Source organism: Sorangium sp. So ce204 (assembly GCF_051526795.1).
Taxonomy (GTDB): Bacteria; Myxococcota_A; Polyangia; order Polyangiales; family Polyangiaceae; genus Sorangium; species Sorangium cellulosum_B.
Genome location: NZ_CP150317.1, coordinates 4,566,854 through 4,589,348 on the forward strand (window position 1 = coordinate 4,566,854; position 22,495 = coordinate 4,589,348).

General features: G+C 70.3%; 8 protein-coding genes. All 8 read left to right on the top strand.

What is annotated here, in order from left to right; genetic code table 11:
* The first annotated feature begins 217 nt into the window (after window positions 1–217).
* The 8 genes from WMF22_RS17045 (at window position 218) to WMF22_RS17080 (ending at window position 22,464) form a co-directional block, all read left to right on the top strand.
* Window positions 218–5,038: an alpha-2-macroglobulin family protein gene (locus WMF22_RS17045; RefSeq protein WP_438036380.1), complete on the top strand. Its 4,821-nt coding sequence runs from the start codon at window positions 218–220 to the stop codon at window positions 5,036–5,038.
* A gap of 179 nt (window positions 5,039–5,217) precedes the next feature.
* Window positions 5,218–6,021 (top strand): hypothetical protein, encoded by an 804-nt coding sequence (locus tag WMF22_RS17050; protein ID WP_438036381.1) that lies wholly within the window; start codon window positions 5,218–5,220, stop codon window positions 6,019–6,021.
* 1,196 nt (window positions 6,022–7,217) lie between these two features.
* Window positions 7,218–9,443, top strand: coding sequence for a type VI secretion system Vgr family protein (locus tag WMF22_RS17055; protein ID WP_438036382.1), 2,226 nt, complete (start codon window positions 7,218–7,220; stop codon window positions 9,441–9,443).
* A 40-nt stretch (window positions 9,444–9,483) separates the two neighbouring features.
* Window positions 9,484–11,757, top strand: a complete 2,274-nt coding sequence (locus WMF22_RS17060; protein ID WP_438036383.1) for a type VI secretion system Vgr family protein — start codon at window positions 9,484–9,486, stop codon at window positions 11,755–11,757.
* 13 nt (window positions 11,758–11,770) lie between these two features.
* On the top strand, window positions 11,771–14,545 hold the full coding sequence (locus tag WMF22_RS17065; RefSeq protein WP_438036384.1) for a type VI secretion system Vgr family protein: 2,775 nt from the start codon (window positions 11,771–11,773) through the stop codon (window positions 14,543–14,545).
* Entirely contained in the window at window positions 14,545–15,117 is a 573-nt protein-coding gene (locus WMF22_RS17070) for a hypothetical protein (RefSeq protein WP_438036385.1), read from the top strand. The genes WMF22_RS17065 and WMF22_RS17070 overlap by 1 nt, the downstream gene beginning before the upstream one ends.
* Before the next feature lie 70 nt (window positions 15,118–15,187).
* Entirely contained in the window at window positions 15,188–19,465 is a 4,278-nt protein-coding gene (locus tag WMF22_RS17075) for an RHS repeat-associated core domain-containing protein (protein WP_438036386.1), read from the top strand.
* Window positions 19,466–19,956: 491 nt separating this feature from the next.
* Window positions 19,957–22,464, top strand: coding sequence for a hypothetical protein (locus tag WMF22_RS17080; RefSeq protein WP_438036387.1), 2,508 nt, complete (start codon window positions 19,957–19,959; stop codon window positions 22,462–22,464).
* The last annotated feature ends 31 nt before the right edge of the window (window positions 22,465–22,495 follow it).

Consider the following 22,495-nt stretch of genomic DNA (forward strand, 5'->3'; position numbering starts at 1 on the left):
GAGGTCGTCGACAGCCTCCCCGGAGAGATGAAACTCAGCCCGGAGGTCGTCGACAGCCTCCCCGGAGAGATGAAACTCAGCCCGGAGGTCGTCGACAGCCTCGCGCCGGAGCCCGTCGCCGGACGGCGCGCCGGCCAGATCGCGCGGCGCGCCGGCCACCGCGCGCGGCGCCGTGCAGCGCAGGAACCTGCTCCCCTCTGCCGTGTCGAAAGGCACCATGCCCAGGGCTTCCCTTCCGCTCGCCGGCCTCCTCCTCATCGCCGTCCTCGGCGCCGCCGCGACCTCCGACGCGGCCACGGACGGCCGCGATGCGGTCGCCCGCGGCCTCGACCTCTTCCTTCACGCGCCCGACCGCGGCGCGCCCGGCGCCACCCTGCCGGTCCAGGTCCTCGCGCTCGGCTTCCCCACGGCGATCACGCTGCGGCCGCTCGAGGCGGTCGCCGTGGAGGCGACCTGGGATCCCGAGCACCTCGGCAAGGTCAGCGCCGTCCCGCCGCCCGTGCGGGTCACCACCGACGCGAAGGGGCGCGCTCACCTCGACGTCCCGATCCCCGAGGGGCCCGAGCGCGAGCTCCGGCTGCTGCTCGGCGTGCGCGCTGGCGACCGGCAGCGGACGCGGACGCTCACCGTGCACCGATTGGCGCCGCTCCAGGTCGACCTGCACGTCCCTGACACGCGCGTGGTGCCGGGCAGCGCGATGTCGGCGTGGATCACGGTGCAGAGCCAGGCCTCGGGGCAGCCGGCCCCGCGGGTCCCCGTGGAGATCAGCCTGCTCGAGGGCGGCGTCGCCCGGCACACGGCCGTGGTCACGACCGACACGGCCGGCGTCGCCATGACCCGCGTGCCCGTCCCCTGGATCGACGAGCCCGGCTGGCGCTGGATCCTCCGCGCCCGCGCGCGGAGCGCGGCGGGGGCCTCGTCGAACGCCGCGGAGATCTCCCTCTCGCCGCGCGAAGAGACGCCCGGCGCCCCGCAGATGCTGGCCGAGTGGTCCGAGCAGGATCTGCGCGCCGGGGATCGCGCGAGCTACGTGATCCGGATCCGCGATGGCGCCGGCCAGCCCGTGGCCGGGCTGCCGGTGCGGACCTGGACCGGGCCGAAGGGCACGAGCCCGCCCGAGGACAGGGCCGCGTGGGAGAAGCTCACAACGCCCGCGCGCACCGACGCGGCCGGCGAGGTCCGCGGCGCGGCCGTGGCGCCCACCACCGTGGTGCAGGGCGCAGGGACCACGTTGCGCGTCGTCGCGCGCGCGACGTTCGAGGGGCACGAGCTCGAGCGCGAGGCCACCGTATCGGTAGAGAGCCCCACCTCGGAGGCGGCGCTGCTCCCGGAGGCGGGAGCGATCGTTCCGGGCGTGGCTCAGCGCATGCTCCTGCGCGTCCGCGATGCGCGGCGGAAGCCGGTGCAGGGCGCGTTCACCGTCGAGGGCGACGGGCTCCAGGCCGCCGTGACCACCGACGCGTACGGCGAGGCCGAGGTGACCTGGGACGCGCCCGCCGAGCTCGGGGCCTTCCGCAGCGTCGGGCCGTGTGCCGGCGGCGTCGCGGCGGCGGTGCGCGTGCGGCCATCGGGCGAGCTCCCGGCGCTCGCGTCGCGGCGCGAGCCGTTCGCGCTGTGCGTCTCCGTCGATCGCGACGCGTCGGCGCTGCTCCGGCCCGAGCGGCTCCTCGCTCGCGCAGGCGACGCGCTCGCGCTCCACGTGATCGACGCCGGTGGCGCGGGCCCGCGCGCTGGCCGGCGGCTGGAGGGCGGCAGCGCAGGGGACAGCGCCGGCGGCAGGGCAGCGGACGGCGCCGGCTGGAGCGTGATCGTCCAGGCGGGCAACTCGGCCCGCGCGGCGAGCGCCTGGATCGCCGGCGGCCCGGAGGGCGGCGCGCTCGGCCTGCCCGAGGGCGCGGCCGGCGTCTGGACGCTCAGCGCCGCCGCTCCCCGGCCGGGCGCCGCCGCGCGGCAGGCGGGCGGCGCGGTGCTCGTCACGCCGCGCGTCCTTCCTCGGCTCGAGGCCCGCATCACGGGCGGCCGTGCGGCCCCGCGCGGCGCCGTCGACGTGGACCTCGCGCTCACCGACGGGGGCAACCGCGGCCTGCCCGGGACCGTCGCGGCCGTCGTCGTGGATCTGCACGGCGGGGGCAGCGCTGGCGGCCTCGCGGCGCTCGACACGCGCGCGCGGCTCTGCCAGGGCATGGTCGAGCCCGAGCGCTGCGGCGCCTTCCTGCAGGGCGATCCCGCGCTCGATCCGCTCCGGCGCGCGGAGCTCGGCGCGCGGGCGCGCGAGGCGATCGCGCCGGCGAACGATCCGGCCGGCTCCGCGCGGGCGGCGCTCGACGAGGCGTTCGGCCAGGTGCTCCGCTCGCTCGAGGGGGCGGTCTTCGAGGCCACCAGCGACCCGGAGCGGCTGCGCGACGTGCGCCGCCGCGGGCCGGGCGGCGCCCATGCATGGAACCCCGAGCTGATGACCCTGGTCACGGCCGCCATGGATGCGCCCCCCGAGACGCCCGGCGGCGAGCCGCTCTCGCTCGCGGATCTCCTGGCGGTGGACCCGCAGGTCACGTTCGATCACGTCGCTCGCCGCGTCACCCGCCTCAAGCTCTTCCGCGTCCTCGCCGCGGCGCGCGCGTTCCGGCGCGAGCGGCTGCTCGACCCGGACGAGCCGGCGCTCCGCGATCCGAACGCGCTGCTCCGCCGCCTGGTGCGCGACGCGCAGCTCGAGGAGTCGCTCCTGCTCGATCCCTGGGGCGGCACGATCCAGTTCACCCCGACGACGGCGCCGCCCGCGCCGTTCCTCACGGTGCGGCGCGGCTTCGCCCTGCACGCGCCCGGGCCCGACGGCCGGATCGGCACGGGCGACGACGTGCGCGATCCGTTCGAGCGCGTGCTGCGCTCGGGCACGCCGTACGCCAGGGCGGTCGGCGAGGATCGCCTCGTCGACGCGAAGTTCGACATGGAGGTCGGCGACGCCACGGTGTCGGCGTGGGAGAGCCTCCTGGAGGAGCTCACGGGCACGTCGCTGGGCGAGGGGCTGGGCCTGAGCGGCATCGGCACCCTCGGCGGGGGCACGGGCTCCGGCGTCGGGTTCGGTGCAGGCCACGGCAGGCTCGGTGGATCCCACCGCACGTCGTACGGCGCGCCGCGGGGCGTGTTCTTCTGGTCGCCGCCCCGGCGCACCGACAAGGATGGCCGGCTGCGGATGCGCGTCCCGCTCGGCGACGTCGAGACGACCTTCCGGCTCGTCTTCGTGGGCGTGCCGGACGGCGCCACGCCGGCCACCGCCACGCTCGACGTGCCCACCGCGCAGCCGCTCTCGGCGCGCGTCGAGGCGGGCGCCGCGTGGGTCGAGGGCGACGAGGTCGACGTGGAGATCTCGGTCCGGAACCGCTCATCGAAGCCGCTCCGCGCGATCGTGGAGCTCACGGCGCGCGGCGTGGCCGCCCTCGCGGACCCGCGGCGCCGGGCGGTGGCGGTCGACGTGCCCGCGGGGGGCGCGGCCCCGGTGCGCGCTCGGGTGCGGGCGCTGCGCGCGGGGCGGGCGGAGCTCGCGGTCGCCCTGAAGGCGCAGGGGACCCCGGGCGACACGCTCGTGCACGCATGGGACGTGCGCCCCGCGGGCGAGCCCACCGATCTGAACATCGCCCAGGTCGTCGAGGGCGGCGCCACGGCCACGCTGCGCATTGCGACGGACGCGCAGCGCTACCAGCTCACCGGCCGCCCGCGGCTCGTCGTCGAGCGCGGCCTCGCGGGCGCGCTCACCGCGGCGCTCGAGGCGATGGATCCCGACCGGCTCTCGTCTGCCGGGGCGATGGCGGACGCGGTGGAGGTCGCGTCGCTCGTGGGCCGCTGGGCTAAGGCGCGCGGGGGCGAGGGCGCGCCGCTCGCCGCGCGCGCGGAGGACATCGGCCGCCGCGCCGTGGGCCGGCTGCTCGCGTACAAGGGCACCAAGAAGGACCTGGCCTCCTGGCCCCCGGCGCTCCGGGCGCGCACCTTCGCGCCCGCGTCCGTGGCGGAGGAGCTGCCGAAGATCGACGCGCGCTGCCCGCCCGAGCCCCTGCACCCCACGGCGGCGCTCGACGCGCTCGAGGTCGAGCCCTCGCCGGCGGGGGGCGCGGTGAACGCGTGCTGGGACGCGTTCGTCACGAGGACGCTGGACGACGTGATCCGGCGCGGCGATCGCGTGGCGCTCGCCCGGGTCCTGCTCGCGCTCGCGGAGCGGCCGCACCGGGCGGCGCTGGCCGCGAACGTGGCGGACCGGCTGCGCGCCTGGGTGGCGCTGCTCCCGACGGGCGGCATCACCTTGCCGCCCGGCCAGGCCGAGGATCGGAGCACGCGCGCGGTGGTCTACGCGGCGCTCCTCCGCGCCGCCGGGCTCGGCAGGAGCGCCGCGCCGCCCGCGAGGCTCCTCGGCTGGGTGGGCCTGCAGCGCGACGTGCGCGGCGGCTACGGCGCGCCGGCCAGCACGCGCGCGGTGGTGCGCGCGCTCCTGGCCCACGGGGGCGAGGGCCGCGGGGCGGCGCGGGTCACGGTGACCTCGGGCGGCGCGCGCCGCGACGTGGAGGTCGGGCCATCGGGGCGGCTCGTGCTGCCGCTCGACGCGGGCGCGACGGAGGTGGCGGTCGAGGCGGCGGGGCCCGCGGTCGTGGCGCGCCTGGAGCGCCCGGCGCTCCGGCGCTGGAGCCGGCCGCCGGCCGCGGCGGCGAGCCCCGTGCAGGTGGAGATCTCCTGGCCGAAGCGCCCGCGCGCTGGGACGACGGGGAAGCTCGCTGTCTCGCTGCGCCACACGCTGGGCCGCCCGGTCGAGGTCGACGTGCGCATCCCGCTTCCGCCAGGGGTGTCGCTGGCCGCGCCGCTCGGGGGCGTGCGGCAGGTGAACGGCGTCCTCGCGGTGCGGGCTTCCCTGGAGGCGAGCCGGCTCGCGACGCTCGTGGAGATCCCGGTGCGCTTCGCGCTCGCCGGGAAGGTGACGGCGCCCGAGGCGCAGGCCCGGGTGGCGCAGGGGGAGCTGCCGCGCGCGGTGGTCCCGGCGCGGCCGATCGTGATCGAGTGATCGGCGCTCCTGGATACCGGTTCACTCTCCGCCCGCGCCGGCGCGGGAGCAAACGGCTGAAGTCGTGTTCGATGCCCGGCCAGAGGGCTTCATTCATCCGCATCGATGGAGGGCACGGCCTCGGCGCGCCCACAGGCTGTGGAGTGGAGGCGGCCCTCTTCTGTGCCACGATCCCGGCCGTGAGCCCGCAATGGACGCTCTTCCAGCTGCTCGTCCTCGCCGCCTGCGGAGGCCCCCAGCTGCCCTCGGCCGCCGCCGTAGCGGGCACCGTCGAGGCACCGCCGCCGAGGTGCGCGCTGCCCGGCGCGCCGACCGTGGTGCGTCGCGAGGGCAACGCGGTGTTGCAGGTGTGGGAGGTGCCGGCCGCGCCGGTGCTGTTCGAGGAGGTGCTGCCGAGCGCGCCCGGGTACCTGGCGTATCGTAAGGCGATCGCGGCGGCCGGCGGTGACCTCGAGCGTCCGGTCGCCGATCCACCCCAGCCGCGCGACGACGCCGAGCGCGAGCTATGGCGCCGCGAGGACGAGAACGTTGCGCTGATGTACGGCGGCGCCGGTCGCGTCCGGCCTATCCGCTGCCTCGAGGCAGCCCTGTTCGCGGCCCAGGACGCGCGCTATTCGGAGCTCACCCAGCCCACCGAGTTCATCGCGTCGATCCTGCGCCGCGAGGTCGGCGGCCGGCCCCAGCTCAAGATTTACTTCGGGGGGAGCGACGCGATGTTCCCGCCCAAGGCGTTCTATGGCTTCGACGAGGTCCGCCGCGACGTGGCCGCCGGCTGGGAGTATTGGGTCGTCCTCCACAACCACACCGTGCGTACTCTTGACGGCAAGCCCGCCCTCGGCGTGCCTGCGCCCAGCACCAGCGACGTACAGATCTCCCGCGGGCTCGTCAAGGAGTTGGGGCTGCGCGCGGTGTGGGTCACGAACGGCTTCTACACCGGCGAGGCTACGGCCGAAGAGCTCGCCCGTTACCGCATCCGCGATTGACGGTCAGCGCATAGCTTGCGCAAGGGTGAAGGTCGCTTCGGAAGAAGCGGCCCGTCCACAATGCGGACGACGCAATCCGCTGGTTTCCGACGCCTGCAGATCTGACCAGTAATCCACTGCTGCTGTCCACGCTTCTGACAGTTCATCCTCTCGATGGACAGCTCCCTTCCGGGCGCGCGTCTTCAATTATATATGCTAGGGAATCACCATCACCGTACATCAATCGGCTCCTCCTCAGGATCTGTGGGCGCATGAGCCGAGCATGGCAGAACGGCTTGCGGGCATCCGCAGCTGCAGGCACGATGAGGCACTCAGAGATCTGACAAGCTGCGGTTTGACGTCCTCCGTCAACATGACTTCTTGGTCAGCTGGGCGTGAAGCTCCGCGACGGTGCGTTCATGCGGTGACGACCTGCATCACTGGACAGCGCGGTCGCGTGTCCGCCGTCGCGTGAGACTGACAGGGCAAGTCCGGAGCGCCATCTCGGAGAGGTTGACGGCGGGGGAGCCCTCCATGGCGAAGATCGGGCGCCAGCTCGGGATGAGCTCGCGGCATCTTCCCCGACTCCCTGTTCAATCCTCTCGGCGTTCGCATGAGCGGCGTGGCGGGGGTGTTGATCTGCATCACCGGGTTCGTGCTGTTCTCGTTCTACGATGAGAAGTCGGTGACGGCAGCGCTCAAGGAGATTCAGGGGACGAAGGTCGAACCTCCTAGAGCGACAAACGGGTTGAAACCGCCAGAAGAGAGCAGAATTCGGACCGCCAAGGCGCCAACGACGCCAAGAGAATCACAAAAATCTTGGCGTCTTATGGCGCCTTGGCGGTTCACTTCTCGCTCGATCAACGTGATCGGTCTTCTAGGCATCAAGAACCCGACGCTGCTGCGGCGAGCGCGGCCGCGGAGGGTAGTTGAAAGATACCGCCGCGCTGCCGCGCCCGCGCACCGCCCGGTGGTGAGGTACGTTGGCCGAAGGGCGGGTCTCTTGAACCGCCAAGCGCGCCAAGAGCGCCAAAAAACACAACAATCTTGGCGTCTTATGGTGTCTTGGCGGCTCCATCATTCCGCCAGGGCGGAGCAAGTACCCCACCACTCACCGCCCGGAGCTCCGCGCGATCCGGCCCCCCACGCTGCTCCCCCCGCGTCGGGTTCCAGCGCCGGGGCTTGGCGCCGTCCGCCGATCGCCTACCATGCCCCCAATGGCCGCTACCTTCGCCACCTTCTCCCTGGAGGGCGACAAGCTCCCCGCGGACGTCGCCGTGACCCGCTTCGAGGCCGTCGAGGCGATCTCCACCCCCTACACGGTCGAGGTGCGCTTCGCGACGCTGGACGCGTCGTTCCGGGTCGAGGACTGCCTGCGCAGCCGCCTCTGCCTGCGCGTCGTCGACACGTCGGGCAAGGAGCGGCTGTACGACGGCATCGTGGACCGCGCCGGCTTCGCGCACATCGTGGGCGAGAGCCGCCAGTTCGACGTCCGCCTGCGGCCCGCGCTGGCCGCGCTCGAGCACCGCGAGGGGTGCCGCATCTTCCAGGAGAAGACGATCGTCCAGGTCGCGCAGTCGGTCTTCGAGGACGCCGGCTTCGGCGACAAGGTCGAGTGGCGCATCGCGAAGGAGTACGAGCCGCGCGAGTTCATCGTCCAGTACCGCGAGTCGCACCTCAACTTCGTCTCGCGGCTCCTCGAGGACAACGGCCTCTTCTACTACTTCCGGCACGAGGCCGCCGGGCACACGATGATCATCACCGACGACCCCGCCGCCTTCGAGGTCGAGGAGGGGCTGCCGGTGAGCTTCCGCATGGCGCAGGGCGGCCTGCCCGGGAGCCTGCCGCTCTCCAGGTTCACGAGGACGCGCGCCCTGCGCACGAGCCTCGTCCACCTCCGGGACCACGATTTCGAGAAGCCCGACGTGAAGCCGGAGTCCGCGCTGCCCCGCAAGGAGGCCATCGCGCTGCCCTACTTCGAGTACCCCGCCGGCTTCACGAAGGGGAGCGTGGGCAGTCGCCGCGCCGAGGCCCGCATGCGCGAGCTCTCCGCCGACGCCGACGTGTGCGAGGGCGAGAGCCGCGCGGCCGGGCTCAAGGTGGGCGAGCCGTTCGCCGTCGAGGGCGCCGCGGAGCCGTGCCTGAACGGCGAGTTCGTGGTCACCCGCCTCGTCTCGCGCGGCAACCAGACGCTCACCGGCGGCGTCACGAACTACGACGTCGAGAACCACTTCCGCGGCGTCCCCAAGGGCGCGCCCTTCGCGGCCGAGCGCCGCGCGCGGCGGCCGCGCATCCGCGGCATCCAGACGGCGGTCGTCACCGGGTCGAGCACCCAGGAGCAGGCGATCCACGTCGACAAGTACGGCCGCATCAAGGTCCGCTTCTTCTGGGACCGGCAGGGCCAGCAGGACCACACCTCGAGCTGCTGGCTGCGCGTCTCGCAGATCGCGATGGGCGGCTCGATGATCCTGCCCCGCGTCGGCTGGGAGGTCTCGGTCGCGTTCCTCGACGGCGACCCGGACCGGCCGCTCGTGCTCGGGCGCACGTACAACGCGGAGAAGACGCCGCCCGACGCGCTCCCCGCCGCCAAGGCGTCCGGCACGCTGAAGAGCATGTCGTCGCCCGGCGCGGGCGGCCACAACCAGATCGGCATGTCCGACACCGCGGGGAGCCAGGGGTTCGGCATCCACGCCCAGAAGGACCTCAACGTCACCATCAAGAACGACAAGGTCGAGGAGGTCACGGTCAACGAGGAGCAGCACATCAGCGTGAACGGCTCCCGCTCGGTGAAGGTCGACGACTCGACCTCCGTCGCCGGCAACCAATCGCTCGACGTCGGCGCGGTGCTCTCGCACAAGATCACCGGCAACCAGAGCATCTCGATCGGCGGCAACGACACGACCAACGCGATCAGCAACCACGTCGAGAAGGTCACCGGCAACCGCTCCTACACGGTGAGCGGCAACCAGATCACGATCTCCAACGGCGTCAGGCACTCCATCACCGGGGACATGAGCCGCAAGGTCGGCGCGCTGCAGCTCTCCGGCAGCCTGGGCTCGATCAACGACAACGTCCTCGGCGGGATGACGGAGACGGTGGGCGCCGTGAAGGCGCAGATCATCAACGGCAGCCATGGAGAGCAGATCACGGCCAACAAGGACCAGACCTCGCTGGCGGCGGAGCTCCACCTCACGAAGGGCTCGCTCTCCCAGGTGGCGCTCGGCGTCACCAACATGGTCGGCGGCCTCCACTACCAGAAGCTGGACGGCGACCTCGTGGTGCAGGCGCCGCTCATCACCCTCCTCGGCGCCGTCGGCGCCTTCAAGGGCGGCGGCAGCGAGCTCAAGCTCGGCGGCGGACCCGTCGTGATCAAGGGGTCGAAGATCGCGGTCAAGGGCGCGCTCGTCGTCAAGATGGGCGCGTCGATGAAGCTCGGATCGTGAGGGCCCATGGGCGCTGGTGACGTGAAGAGAGAGGTGAAGAGTGGCTGATCATCATGTCCTCGCGATCCCCTCCCTCAGCGTGGAGGGCAAGATCTACCGGGTGCTGCGCTTCGACCTCACGGAGCAGCTCTCGGAGCTCACCCGCCTCGAGTGCGAGCTGCTCGACGACGAGGCGGCGCTGCCGAGGCCGAAGGAGGTCCTCGGCAAGCGCGCCGTGTTCACGCTGTCGCGCAGCGACGACACGCAGACGCGCTCCTTCGCCGGGACCATCGTCCTCGCCGAGCTCGTGCCCGATCCCGACGACGTGCCCACGCTGCGGATCGAGGTCGCGCCGGCGCTCTGGAACCTCGGGCAGCGCTCCGACTGCCGGATCTTCCAGGACAAGAGCGCTGTCGACATCGTGAAGGAGGTCCTCGAGGGCGCGGGCGTGCCCGCGGGCCAGCAGGACTGGCGCGTGACCGAGCCCCACCCGGCGCGGGTCTACACGGTCCAGTACCGCGAGCGGGACCTCGATTTCGTGCACCGCCTCCTCGCCGAGGAGGGGATCTACTTCGCGATCCACATGAAGGACGAGGAGGACGTCCTCGTCTTCGGCGACTCGCCGACCGGCCTCGAGGACATCGAGGGCGCGACGTCGCTGCCGTTCTTCCAGGACTTCGGCGTCGAGGGCTTCGCGGATCGTATCGTCCGCCTCTCTCGCGAGGTCTCCGTGCGGAGCGACAAGGTGTTCGTCCGCGACTACGACCCGGAGAAGCCCTCGACGAAGCCGGAGGCGTCGGCCGAGGGGAGCGATCCCGGGGAGCACGTGCTCGAGATCTACGAGCACCCGGCGCGCACCGCCGACGCGGGCGTCGCGGAGCGGCTCGCCAAGGTGCTGCTCGACTCGGTGCAGGCGGAGCGCGACGTCGTGCACGGCGAGACAGGCTCGCTCGCGCTGCTCCCGGGCCGGCGCTTCTCGGTCGACGGTCACCCCTACGACCCGCTCAACCAGGAGTACCTCGTGGTCCGCGCGCGCATCGCCGGCAGCCGGCCGCGGAACTTCGAGCTCTCCGGCCGCGCGGGCGCGGAGGACGGCGCGCGCGACCTCCGGTCGAGCTGCGAGTTCTGGGGCGTGCCGACCGGGACCACGCGCTACAGGCCCCCGCGGCGCGCCCGCGAGCAGGTGATCCCGGGCACGCAGACAGCGATGACCACCGGGCCCTCGGGGCAGGAGATCCACACGGACGCGAGCGGGCAGGTGAAGGTCTCCTTCCACTGGGATCGCTCCGGCAAGAAGGACGACACCTCGAGCCGCTGGATCCGCACGAGCCAGGTGCCCACGGGCGGATCCATGCTGCTGCCGCGCGTCGGGTGGGAGGTCACCGTGCGCCACGTCGAGGGCGACGCCGACCGGCCGTTCGTGATGGGCCGCATGTACAACGCGCTCACGCCGCCGCCCTACGCGCTCCCGAAGGAGGCGGGCAAGAGCTCCCTCCAGACAGCGACGACGCCGGGCGGGGGCAGCACCAACGAGCTCCGGATGTCGGACGCGAAGGGCGGCGAGGAGATGTTCATCAACGCCTCGAAGGACATGTCCACCGAGGTGAAGAACAACGCGACCGAGTCGATCGGCAACAACCACAAGAAGAAGATCGGCGCGGATCAGACGACGAACGTCACGGACAGCATGACGACCAGCATCGGGTCGAACCAGACGCTCTCGGTCTCGGGCAACCAGTCGATGAAGATCGAGACCTTCCACGTCGACGACATCGGCGGCGATCACTCGCTCTCGATCGGCGGCAACCGCGACATGAAGATCGGCGGGGATCACAAGCGCGACGTCACCGGCAACAGCGCGCTCACGGTGTCCGGCAACCAGATCGATCTCGTGGTCGGCTCGGTCACGGATCAGACCCTGGCCGGCTTCAACCACGAGGTCGGCGCGGCGCTCGTCGAGCTCGCGCTGGGGCACCGCTCGGTGACGGTCCAGGGCGACCGGAGCGAGACGGCCACCGGCGCGAAGGTGATCGCGGTCAAGTCGGGCCGCGGCGTCCAGGTCGGCGGATCGATGAACGTGAAGGTCGGCGGCGCGATCGTCAACGTGGCGAACGGGAACCGCGTGGAGAGCTCGCTCGGCACGTACACCGAGCTCGCGGGGGGCGCGCAGCTCGTCAAGGCGAACAACGCCGTCTTCGAGGCGACCGGCGCGCTCACGCTGGTCATGGGCGCGTCGATCCTCTCGCTGACGCCCGCGAGCGTCGCGATCATCGGCGTCTCCGCGAAGCTCGACGGCGACGTCTCCGACACCGCCGCCCTGGTGCTCGACAACTGAGGAGGAGGCGAACGTGGCACGCGAGATGATTGCGCACTTCACGATCGACGAGGTCCCCGCGGCCCGGGTGCTCCGCTTCGAGTCGACCCACGAGGCCGGCAGGCCGCTCGTCCTCGACGTCGAGGTGTACCTCCACACGTACCAGGAGCTCGACGCGATGATCGGCAAGCCCGCGGCGCTCTCGTTCGGCGTGCCCGGGGAGGCGCCGCGCGTCATCGCGGGCACGGTGGAGGCCGCGACCTCGATCGGCACCACCGAGCTCGGCGTCGAGGGGCTCCTGGGCGTCCGCTACGCCGTCCGCGTCGTCTCCTCGCTCGCGCTCCTCGCGCGCAGCGTCGACTCGCGGATCTTCCAGGACATGAGCGCCAAGGAGATCGTGGCGAAGGTCCTCGAGGATCACGGGATCACCAGGGTCGCGTGGCGGCTGAGCGGCGACTGTCCGAAGCGCGAGTACTGCGTGCAGTACCAGGAGAGCGCGCTCGCGTTCATCTCGCGGCTCATGGAGCACGAGGGCATCTACAGCTTCGTCGAGGTGGACGCCGACGGCGAGCTCCTCGTCTTCGACGACGACAGCACCGTCGCCGGGCCGATCGCGGGCGACCCCGCGCTGCCGTTCCGCCGGCGCACCGGGCTGAGCGCGGCCGACGAGCGCGACGCGATCTACGCGATCCGCGAGCTCGAGCGGGTGCGCTCCGGCAAGTTCGTCCTCCGCGATTTCGACTTCGAGCGGCCGAAGCTCGATCTCACGGCGACCGCGGCGCAGGGGGAGAACGACGCGCTGGAGCGCTACGACTACCCGGGCGGCTACTTCGAGCCGAGCGAGGGGAAGCGGCTCGCGCAGATCCGGCTGGAGGAAGAGCAGGTCGAGCGGCGCACGATCGAGATCGACACCGTCTGCGCGCGCCTCGCGGTCGGCCAGAAGCTCACGATCACGGACGCCGGCGAGCTCGACGGCGAGTACTTCCTCTTCGCGGTGAAGCACACCTACGTCCACGAGGAGGACGACGCGCGCGGCGGCGAGCGCGCGACGCCGCGCTCCAGGGCGCGGGCGCGCCTCGTGCCGGCTTCCGTGAAGTACAGGCCGCGGCGCATCACGCCGATCCCGCTCATCGAGGGGCCGCAGACCGCGACGGTGGTGGCGCCCGCCGGCTCCCAGACCGAGGCGATCCACACCGACGAGTTCGGCCGCTGCAAGGTGAAGTTCCACTGGGATCGCAGCGACGTGATCGACGACAAGGCGTCGTGCTGGATGCGGGTCGCGCAGCTCCAGACCTCCGGCTCGATGATGCTCCCGCGCATCGGCTGGGAGGTGATCGTCGAGTTCCTCGAGGGGAACCCCGATCGGCCGATCGTGACCGGGCGCCTCTACAACGGCGTCTATATGCCGCCGTACGCGCTGCCGGAGGGCAAGACCCGCACGGCGATCCAGACCTCGAGCACGCCGGGCGGCGGCGGAGCCAACGAGATCCGCTTCGAGGACAAGGCGGGCTCCGAGGAGATCATGGTGCACGCCCAGCGCGACATGAAGACGGTCGCGGCGAACAACGCCAAGCGGAACATCGGCAACAACGAGACGTCGGTCGTCGGGAACAACGCGTCGCTCGAGGTCGGCGGCAACCAGACGACGAAGATCACGAAGGGCTCGCAGAACACGGTGGGCGCGGACCAGACGATCAGCGTCGGAGGCAACCGCAACGTCGAGGTGAACGCGGTGTCGGCGCTGACGGCGAAGGGCAACGCGACGACCACCGTGGGCGGCAACCAGTTCGAGATGGACGGCAACCCCCTCGAGGCGATGCTCGCGCTCGCGGCGCAGGCGGCGGTGCAGTTCGCGAGCGTGATGGCCAACAACGCGATCGCGGCGGTCCAGGGGCAGGTCGACGGCGCCATCAACCAGGTGATGGCGCCGATCAACGGGCTGACCCAGAAGGCGGCGGGGGTGTCGGGCGCGATGCAGGCCGTCGCCGGCGGCGACATGAGCCGCATGCCCGGCATGATCGCGGGCGCGTCAAGCATCCCCGGCGCGAGCCAGCTCGCGGCCTCGATGGGCGGAGGCGGGGGTGGCGGAGGCGGCGGCGGCGCTGCCGGCGGCGCGCCGGGCGCCGCAGCGCCCAACATGCTCGCCTCGATCGCGTCGAACGCGGCGCAGAGCAGCCTCGCCGGGAAGGTCTTCGTGAAGCCGGAGGCGCTCGCCTCGGCCCTCGGCATGGACGGGGGCGGCGGCGGCGGCGCGTCGATGGCCAACGCCGGCGGGCCGGACGGCGCCGTCGATGGCGTCGACGCGACCGATCGCGAGAAGGGGCCCGGGCACACGACAGCCAAGGTCACGGGCACCCACAAGGAGGACGTGGGCTCGATGAAGGTCCTGGGCGCGATCCAGGACATCGACAACAACGTGACCGGCAAGAAGACGATCGACGTCGGCGCCGCGACGGTGCAGGTGGCGTTCGGCAGCTACGCGGAGAGCGTCACGGGCTCGAAGAGCGAGAAGGCGACGGGCCTGGTCGTCCTGAGCAACGGGGGCGAGAGCGAGACGGTCACCGGCTCGCGCACAGCGATGGTGGGCGGCGCGGTCGTCGACAAGCTCAAGGGGTCGCACGTGGTGCAGGCCGTCGGGCCTGCGACGTTCATCGGGGCCTTCCACAAGGTGGAGGCGAAGGGCGCCATCGTCTTCAAGTGCGGCGCCAGCGAGGTGGTGATCGACGGCGCGGGCGTCACCATCACGTCCCCGCTCGTGACCATCCTGGCGCCGAAGATCCAGCTGCCGAAGAAGGTCTCGGAGGTCTGATGGCGACTCCGTTCGACGGTGGCTCGCGGGCGGCAGGCGCGTCGCTCTCGCTGGAGGAGCCGGACGCCGGGGCCCCGGCGGAGGACGCGTCCGGGTCGCCGCGCGTGACGCTCGACGACGTGCTCGCCGAGCCGGCCGCGGCGCCGCTCCCGGCGCCGAAGGCGCAGCCGCTCGGCGCCGCGATGCGGACCGCGCGCGTCGCCTCGATCGCGGGGCGGAGGGCGTCGATCCACGTCCGTGGCGCGGAGGGGCCCGTCGACGCGCAGATCGCGCCCGACGTCGATCCCGAGGTGATCGCCGACGCCCGCGCCCGCGGCGACGCCGTGCTCGTCGAGCTCTGCGAGGGCGAGCCCCCGCTGATCGTCGCGGCCCTGACGACGCAGCGGCCGCATACGCTCCACCTCAAGGCGACCAACGTCACCATCGAGGGTGATGAGGAGCTGCTCCTCCGCTCCGGCCGGGGCGCTGTCCGCATCCAGAAGATAGGCGACATCGAGATCGTCGGCACCCGCATCAGCGCCGCGTCGCGGGGGCTGTTCCGGATCGTCGGGAGGCTCTTGCGGTTGAACTGACGGCGCGCGCGGCGCGCCCGCGGGAAGGCTCGGCTGTCATAGCTTTCACTCAGGGAGCGTAGAAACGGCGATGCGAACGGCACCTGTCCCCAACATCCCGGCCATCCCGGGGATGAACCCCGGCGTCTTCGTTCTCGGTGGAGGTGGCAACGGCGGCGGGGCCGGCGGCCCCGGAGGCGGCGCGGGCAAGGACAAGCAGGGCGCGAACGGCAAGAACGGCGGCGATAGCGCGTCGGGGGGCGGCAAAGGCGCCTGTGGCTCCGGCCAGAACGGCGGGGCGTGCCCCAACCATCATGGGAAAAAGGGGAGCGGCAAGGGCTCCAAGGGAGACCCTGTCGACGTCGTGACGGGCCGTGTCTTCACGATCCCCGTCACCGACGTGCACTTGCCGGGCCCGCTGCCGCTGACGCTGACCCGCAGCTACACGAGCGCCGCGCGTGACCGCGACGTCGGGCTCGGGCGCGGCTGGTACCACTCGTACGCGTGGGAGGTGGAGGTGCACCGCGGCCGGACGAGGCTCTGGACCGGGAACGGCATGTACGTCGACTTCACGCCCATGCGCGTCGGCGAGTCGGCGGTGGGCCCCTCCGGGTGGCTGCTCGTCCGCGGCCAGACCGGCTTCGTGCTCGATCGGGGCGACGGCCGGTGGCTCATCTTCGAGCACGCCTGGCGAGACCGCTACCTCCTGTCCGCGGAGACCGACTCTCACGACAACCGCATCTCGTTCTTCTACAAGGAAGGTGTCCTGGCGCAGATCGTCGACTCGGTCGGTCGCAACGTCGAGGTCCGCTCCACGAGGGAAGGGCGCATCGCGTCGTTCGAGGTGAAGAACGCGCCGCACCGGGGCCAGCTGGTCCCGTTCGCGCGGTATCGTTACGACGACGCGGGGGATCTGGTGCTCGCCGAGGACGCGATGGGCGCGGCGACCAGGTATACGTATACGGACCATCTCCTGACGTGCCAGGAGCACCCGACGGGCCTTTGCTTCACCTTCCGCTATGACGGGGAGGGGCGGTGCGTCGAGACCTGGGGCGCGTTCCCGGGGCGCGAGGACGAGAGCCTCGCCGCCGACGTCCCGGCGGTGCTCGCCGACGGGATCACGGCCGCCAAGGGCATCTTTCATACGAAGCTCGAGTATGGGCCTCACAACTATGTGGAGGCGGCCGACTCGATCTCGGTCGAGCGCTTCTTCGGAAACGACTTCGGGAGCGTCGACAAGGCGGTCACGGCCGCCGGCGTCTTCTGCCGCACGTACGACGCGTGGGGAAACCTGCTGTCGTTCACCGACGCCATGGGAGCAACGACCCGCTGGGAGAGGGACGCTCGAGGGCGGGAGCTGCGGATCATCGATGCTCTCGGCCGCGTGACCACGTTCGAGCGCGACGCCGACGGGCACATCCGCAGGGCGGTCGACCCTGCGGGGGGCGTCATCGAGACGGCGCGCCTCGCCGGCGGGCTCATGTGGCGCGACGCCATCGGGGCCACCTTCGAGGTGTACTTCGATCGCCGCGGGCTCACCACGCGGACCGTCGCGCCGAACGGCGGGCAGACGCTGTACAGCTATGACGATCACGGGAACCTCGTCGAGAGGACCGACCCCACGGGCGCGGTGACGCAGTACACGTACGACTACTGGGGCCGGCGCCGGAGCATGACCGACGCGTCGGGGGCGATGGTCACGTATTCCCACGACGACGCCGGCCGCCTCCGATCCGAGCGGACGCCGGATGGCGGCGTGACGCGCTACGAGTACGATCCGTCGGGAAATTGCACGTCGATCTGGCACCCGAACGGCCACACCACCACGCACCGCTATGCGGGATATAACCGCATCGTCGAGACGCGGGAGCCCGACGGGCGGACCAGCAAATATCGATACAACCGCGAGGGGCGCCTCGTCGAGGTTCACAACAGCCACGGAGAGGTGCACCGCATCCGGCTGAACGCCGCCAGGCTGGTGTCGGAGGAGGTCACCTTCGACGGCCGCACCCTTCGCTATCGTTACGACGCGATGGGGCGTGTCGTGCAGTTCGAGAACGGCCTCGGAGAGAAGACCGGGTACGTGTACGATCTCGTCGGCCGCGTCGTGGAGCACCAGTACCCCGACGGCGGCGTCGAGACGTTCGAGTACGACGAGCTGGATTACATCATCGCGGCGCACGGCCCCTCGGGCGACATCTATTTCGATCGCAATCTCCTGGGCTGGGTGACGTGTGAGCGGCAGGTGACCGGCGGCGAGACGTTCTCGGTCGAGACGAAACATGACTTGATGGGCAATGTCGTCGAGCGCAAGACCTCGCGCGGACACCGCCAGACCTGGGCGCGCGACGTCGCCGGCCGCGCGCTGCGGGTGACGCTCGATGGCAGCGAAGAGCTCGGCGTCTTCCGCGACGCGCTCGGGCGAGAGACCGCTCGCTACTTGCCCGGCGGCGGGCGTATGGACGTCGTCTATGATGGGCTCGACCGCATGGTCCAGCGCACGGTGTCGCGCGGGGTCGCAGGCCCTGTGGTGGCCGCAGGGCAGCCCGACTGGATCGGGGCGCTCCCCCATGACCTCACCCTCCGGCAATCGGTTCACTACACGCCGCAGGGCGATGTGGCCGCGGTCGACGACGATCGCTCGGGTGTCGAGCGATGGGAGCACGATCCGCGCGGGCAGGTGCTGGCGCGCACCGACGTCCACGGGCAGGGCGAGCGCTTCCGGTACGACGCGGAGGGCAACGTGCGCGAGCTCGGCCCCAGCGCGCCGGCGCGCGAGTACGGGCGCGGCAACGTGCTGCTCCGGCGCGGCCCCGTGTCGTACGTGTGGGACGGCGACGGGAGGCTGATCAAGCGCCGCGTGGTCACGCCGAGCGGTCAGGAGGCCACGACGAGCTACGAATGGAACGGCGCAGGTCTCCTGAGCGCCGTGGTGCGCCCCGACGGCGTCCGGATCGAACATGCCTACGATCCCTTTGCCCGACGCCTCGAGAAGCGCGTGGTCAGGCGAGACGAAGGCGGGCGCATGAACACGCTGTCCACGACGCGGTTCATCTGGGACGGGGACACGCTCGTTCATGAGATCAAGCGCGAGTGGGGCCCGGAGGGCGAGCGGGTCACCCAGGAGAGGACGTACTGCACCGACGAGGAGACGTCGGCGCCGTGGGCGCAGAAGGACGCCAGGAGCGGCGAAGGCGATGCTGTGTCGATCGAGTGGTATTATTACCTGAACGACCCTGTCGGCAGACCGGAGCGCCTGCTCGATGCCGCCGGGAATGTGGCTTGCGAGCTCGACCGCACGGTGTGGGGCGCCGCGCGCCCGCGGGAAGGCGCGCGCACGGAGACGCCGCTGCGGTTCCTCGGGCAGTACTACGATGACGAGACGGGCCTCGCGTACAACCGTTATCGCTACTACGACCCCGCGGTAGGACGGTACATCAGCGTCGACCCGGTCGGGCTGCTCGGCGGGCAGAACGGGTTCTCCTATGCGGGGAATCGGCCCACGAAGATGGTGGACCCGACGGGGTTGATGTTCGCGTCCATTACCAGGCGCCAGGACGCGGATGGTAATCAGCTGAAGAGCATCGAAGGGAAGAGCTCGACGGTTCAGAGTGATAATGACCTGGACCCGGCGCTCAAGGATGCTGTCGTCAATGCGCGAAACAAGTTCAAGGATCCTGATCCTGGTAAACCATCCAATGATCCTCGGAATGTCGATGCAAAAGGTATTGAAAAACCGATCGCATCCAGTAAAGCGGGTCGGTGCGCCGAGATCGATGCGTTGAACCAACAAGCCAAGGACATTCGCGGCCGCCTCGGCAAGAGTGAGGGGTGGGCGAAGATGTCCGAGGCCGAGCAAAATGCCCGTGTTCGCAACGAGCTACGCGAAGAGTATCGCCGCGGCGCGCGAATCGAGGCGTACAACAGGCAGCAGAAAGGAAAGAAATCTCCCGAGAAGCCTTGTCCGTTCTGCGCGCAAGTCTTCCGCGAGCTGGGCATCCACCCGGGAAATATCAATGCTGATCCGAACGCTGACGTGCCCAGGGGGGCGAAGGAGAAGGCGGGGCTCACCACAGCGGACGCCAAGGGGGGCGTCATGTACAACGGCAAGAAGTGGAATCATGAGAAAGATGGCGTCTACGACCCGGACAAGAACGATCCAGGGAAGAACGTCGCGCTGCAGAATCCCTCCGCGACAAACGTCGTCCCCAAGCTGAACCCGGATGGCTCGCAGCAGAAGAACTCGCGCGATCCGAGCGCATTCCTGGACGAGCAAGGCAACTACAAGCGACCGGACAAGCCGCCGCCGCCGCCGGCGCCGAAGTTCGTGCCACCCGAAGACGACACCACCGCCCCGAACAAGAAATGAGCGATTCTTACGACAATAGCGCGGTTCATTCTCTGCTGGAAGGTCTGGAGCGCGCCCCAGGACCGGTATGGCGCAATACTCGATCTGTCCTTGCAACTGCGGAATCGACCGCAAGCGTCCGTGGCGAACTGGATTCTCCCCAGGCAGGCGAATCTCATCTCGAGGCGGGCGGGCCGGGCTCTCGGTCCAAGCTCAAGTCTCTCTGGGAGAATTCGCGACCTGGTGAACGGATTCTTATTCGATCTCCCGCGGGCGCTGCAATAGGCTCGCTGCTCGGTGCGTTTGCGATATATCTCACCAGGCGAGAACTCTCCAGGGTCGCGTTCATACCGATCGCGGTCCGTTGCGGTACAGCTGACCCCTCGGTATGGGTTGCTGCGTTGCACGCGCGCCTCGGACGGTTGACTCGGACGGGAGCGTTCGAGCGCGAGCTTGCGCCGCGCGTAGCCGATGATATCCGGCCGCTCATCGACGGTGACGAAACCCCGGAGATGCCGCTGCTCATCATCCTCGATGGCGCTGGTGACAATGACGACCCGGCAGTATGGTCGCGGCTTGGATTGTCTGCGACGTTCTCCACTGATGTTCGCGTGTGGGTTTCGGTGTGCGGTGCTGAGGGCGATGGCGCGAGACGAACGGCTGCGGTGCGGGAGCGGTTGTTCCATCGAGGGAGTGAGTGGTCAGAGGTTTGGATTGAGGACCTGCCTGCGCGCCCAGTCGCAGAACTGCCCGAGGACGTCGATTTCGATACGGCGTCCATTCTGGGTGCTGCGAGCGGGCCAATACCGGAGGCAGAGCTTGCCAGGGTCGCTGGTTCCAGCCGGTCGGAGGATCGAGTGAAGGATACGCTGGAGCGGCTCGCACCATGGCTTTCCCGGACCGAGGACGGCGTAGCGTTCCTGGATAGGGCATGGGGTGAAGAGGTCGTCCGCCGCTCGATCGACCACGGGATTTCTCGCGGGCACGAGTGCATGAATGCCTACGTTCGAGCGACTCTCGATGGTGTCTTCGGAGAGGTCGATGTCGCCCTTTCTCGAGCAGAATACGTCGTCCGGTATGGATCGATTCACCTCGTGCATCATGATGCGACAGGTGAAGAGATCGATCGTGTCATCGCCGAACCGATGCGCGCGGCGTGGGAGTCCTTGGACGGTGGCGCGTTCGGCTTTCGTGCGCTCGTCGTCGCCGCGTGGCGGAGAAGCCATTCGGCGTTCCTCGAGGCGGTGTCGGCGGCCGAGCGCGGCCGGTGCATGGTTCAGGCGCTGCGGTTGCGAACGATCTTCGAGCAGCTCGTCACTACGCTCATGCACGCGCTCCCAGACATCGTCGCCGGTGCCATCCGTGAGGGGATCTTTCAAGCGGGCGCAGCCATTGAGCTCGCCAAGCCGCTGAGCGTGGAGCGGCGGATGCGTCTGTGGAAATCCGTCCTACCTGTGGTGTCGCCAACCGCTGTGATGTGGCCAGATCCATTGTTGCGTGAAGCCGAACGCGCCGTCGCTGAGCTCGCGGAGACCGGCTTGACGCGTTCATCGGTCGAACGTGGATCAGCTTCCAAGAGCCGCGTGCTCAGGGAGCTGAAGTCTCGTCATAGGTTCGCCGCGCCAGTAACCGGCCCGCTTCTGCGAATCGCGGAGCGGCTGTGCTCTCCGGCGCGAGACGAGGTGCTCTTCCTCGCTGAGGGACGCCTCTCTGGTTTGCGTGAAGAAGAGCGGCTGATATGGCGCGTCAGGCTTGCGCGTCTCTGCCCGGAAGCGCGTCGTGTTGTAATGATCAAAGAGGTGGATGCTGGGTTGGTCGCATTGCCAAGGGTGGAGGATCGCTTGGAGGTCTTGGCGGAGCGGCTCGCGGTCAGCTCGGAAGGTGCAGCCGGCACCGTCCACACGGCCATGGGCTGGCTCGCGTCTGCCGATCGGTTCCCTGTCATGGCAAGGCGCTTTCTCAAGTACGTGCCCGAAAGCGCGTGGAGCCGACTGGATCCTGATGAAGCGCGGGTTCTCGTTCGACGCTGGCAGGGTGAATCTCGGGGATATTTGGGAAATACCGAGCCGCTTCTCGACGGGAACCTGCCGGCTTGGCTCGCTGATGAAGTCCAAAGAGATCTCGTTGCTCGGGTGAGACAGGTGAAGGGCGACCAGCGGGGCCATGCCGCTTCCGAGTACGCTCCGTATGTCAGCGCGGAGCTTCGGGCCGAGCTGGCACGCATGTTCTTCTCGGAGCCGCCGGAGGCTTTTCGCGGCAGCGACGGCGCGGTCCAGAATTGGGCCGCACTGGCGACGCTGGAAGAGCTCCGCCATATCCACCAGGAGGTCTTGCCACACGTCGGACCTTGTGGTGACGAGGTCTTCGCCGCCCTCTCCCGTCGTGCAGCGGAGCTGGGCGATAGGGACCTTGCGACCAGCTTCTGCGCCGCGATGGAAGGAGACGACGACCGGCATCAAGCTGAAGTGGAGGTCGCTCTCGCGCTGGGTTCGCTTTCCGACGTGGAGGCTCTTCTGCGTCCGGACCTGGATGACGAGGAGGCATCTGGAATGCTCGAGCTGGTAGGGGAGGCGCTGAAGAGCGGGGAGGATGCGGCCCGCTTTGCGGAGCTCGTGCGGGGCGCAGCTCGGGCATCGAACAGGTTGCGCGCGTGGGCGGCCGTGTTCCCATCGCTCTCCCAGGAGGCGCGGGAGCGGTTGTCCGGGGCCGTCGCCGAGACGGTGAAGGAGACGCTCCGCGAGCGCCCCGAGGAGTCGGATGACGCGCTTTGCAGCATGTTCCCCTGGATGTCGGAAGAGAGCCTGTGCGACGTGTGGCGAGAGCGCGCCTCACCCGACGCGTGGTGCCCCACGATCGCCGAGATCACGCCTCTCTTCACGTACGATCGGGGTTATGACAACGGCGCATGCCTGGACACGCTCCTCCTGCGTCTGGGAGGTGAAGCCGCGCTCGTGGCCTGGGCCAGGACGCTCGCCGAGCTTGATGACTGGTTCTCGGAGATCGGGCCCGAGTCGGAGTGAACGATCGAGCGCATTCGCGGCGAGACGGCGC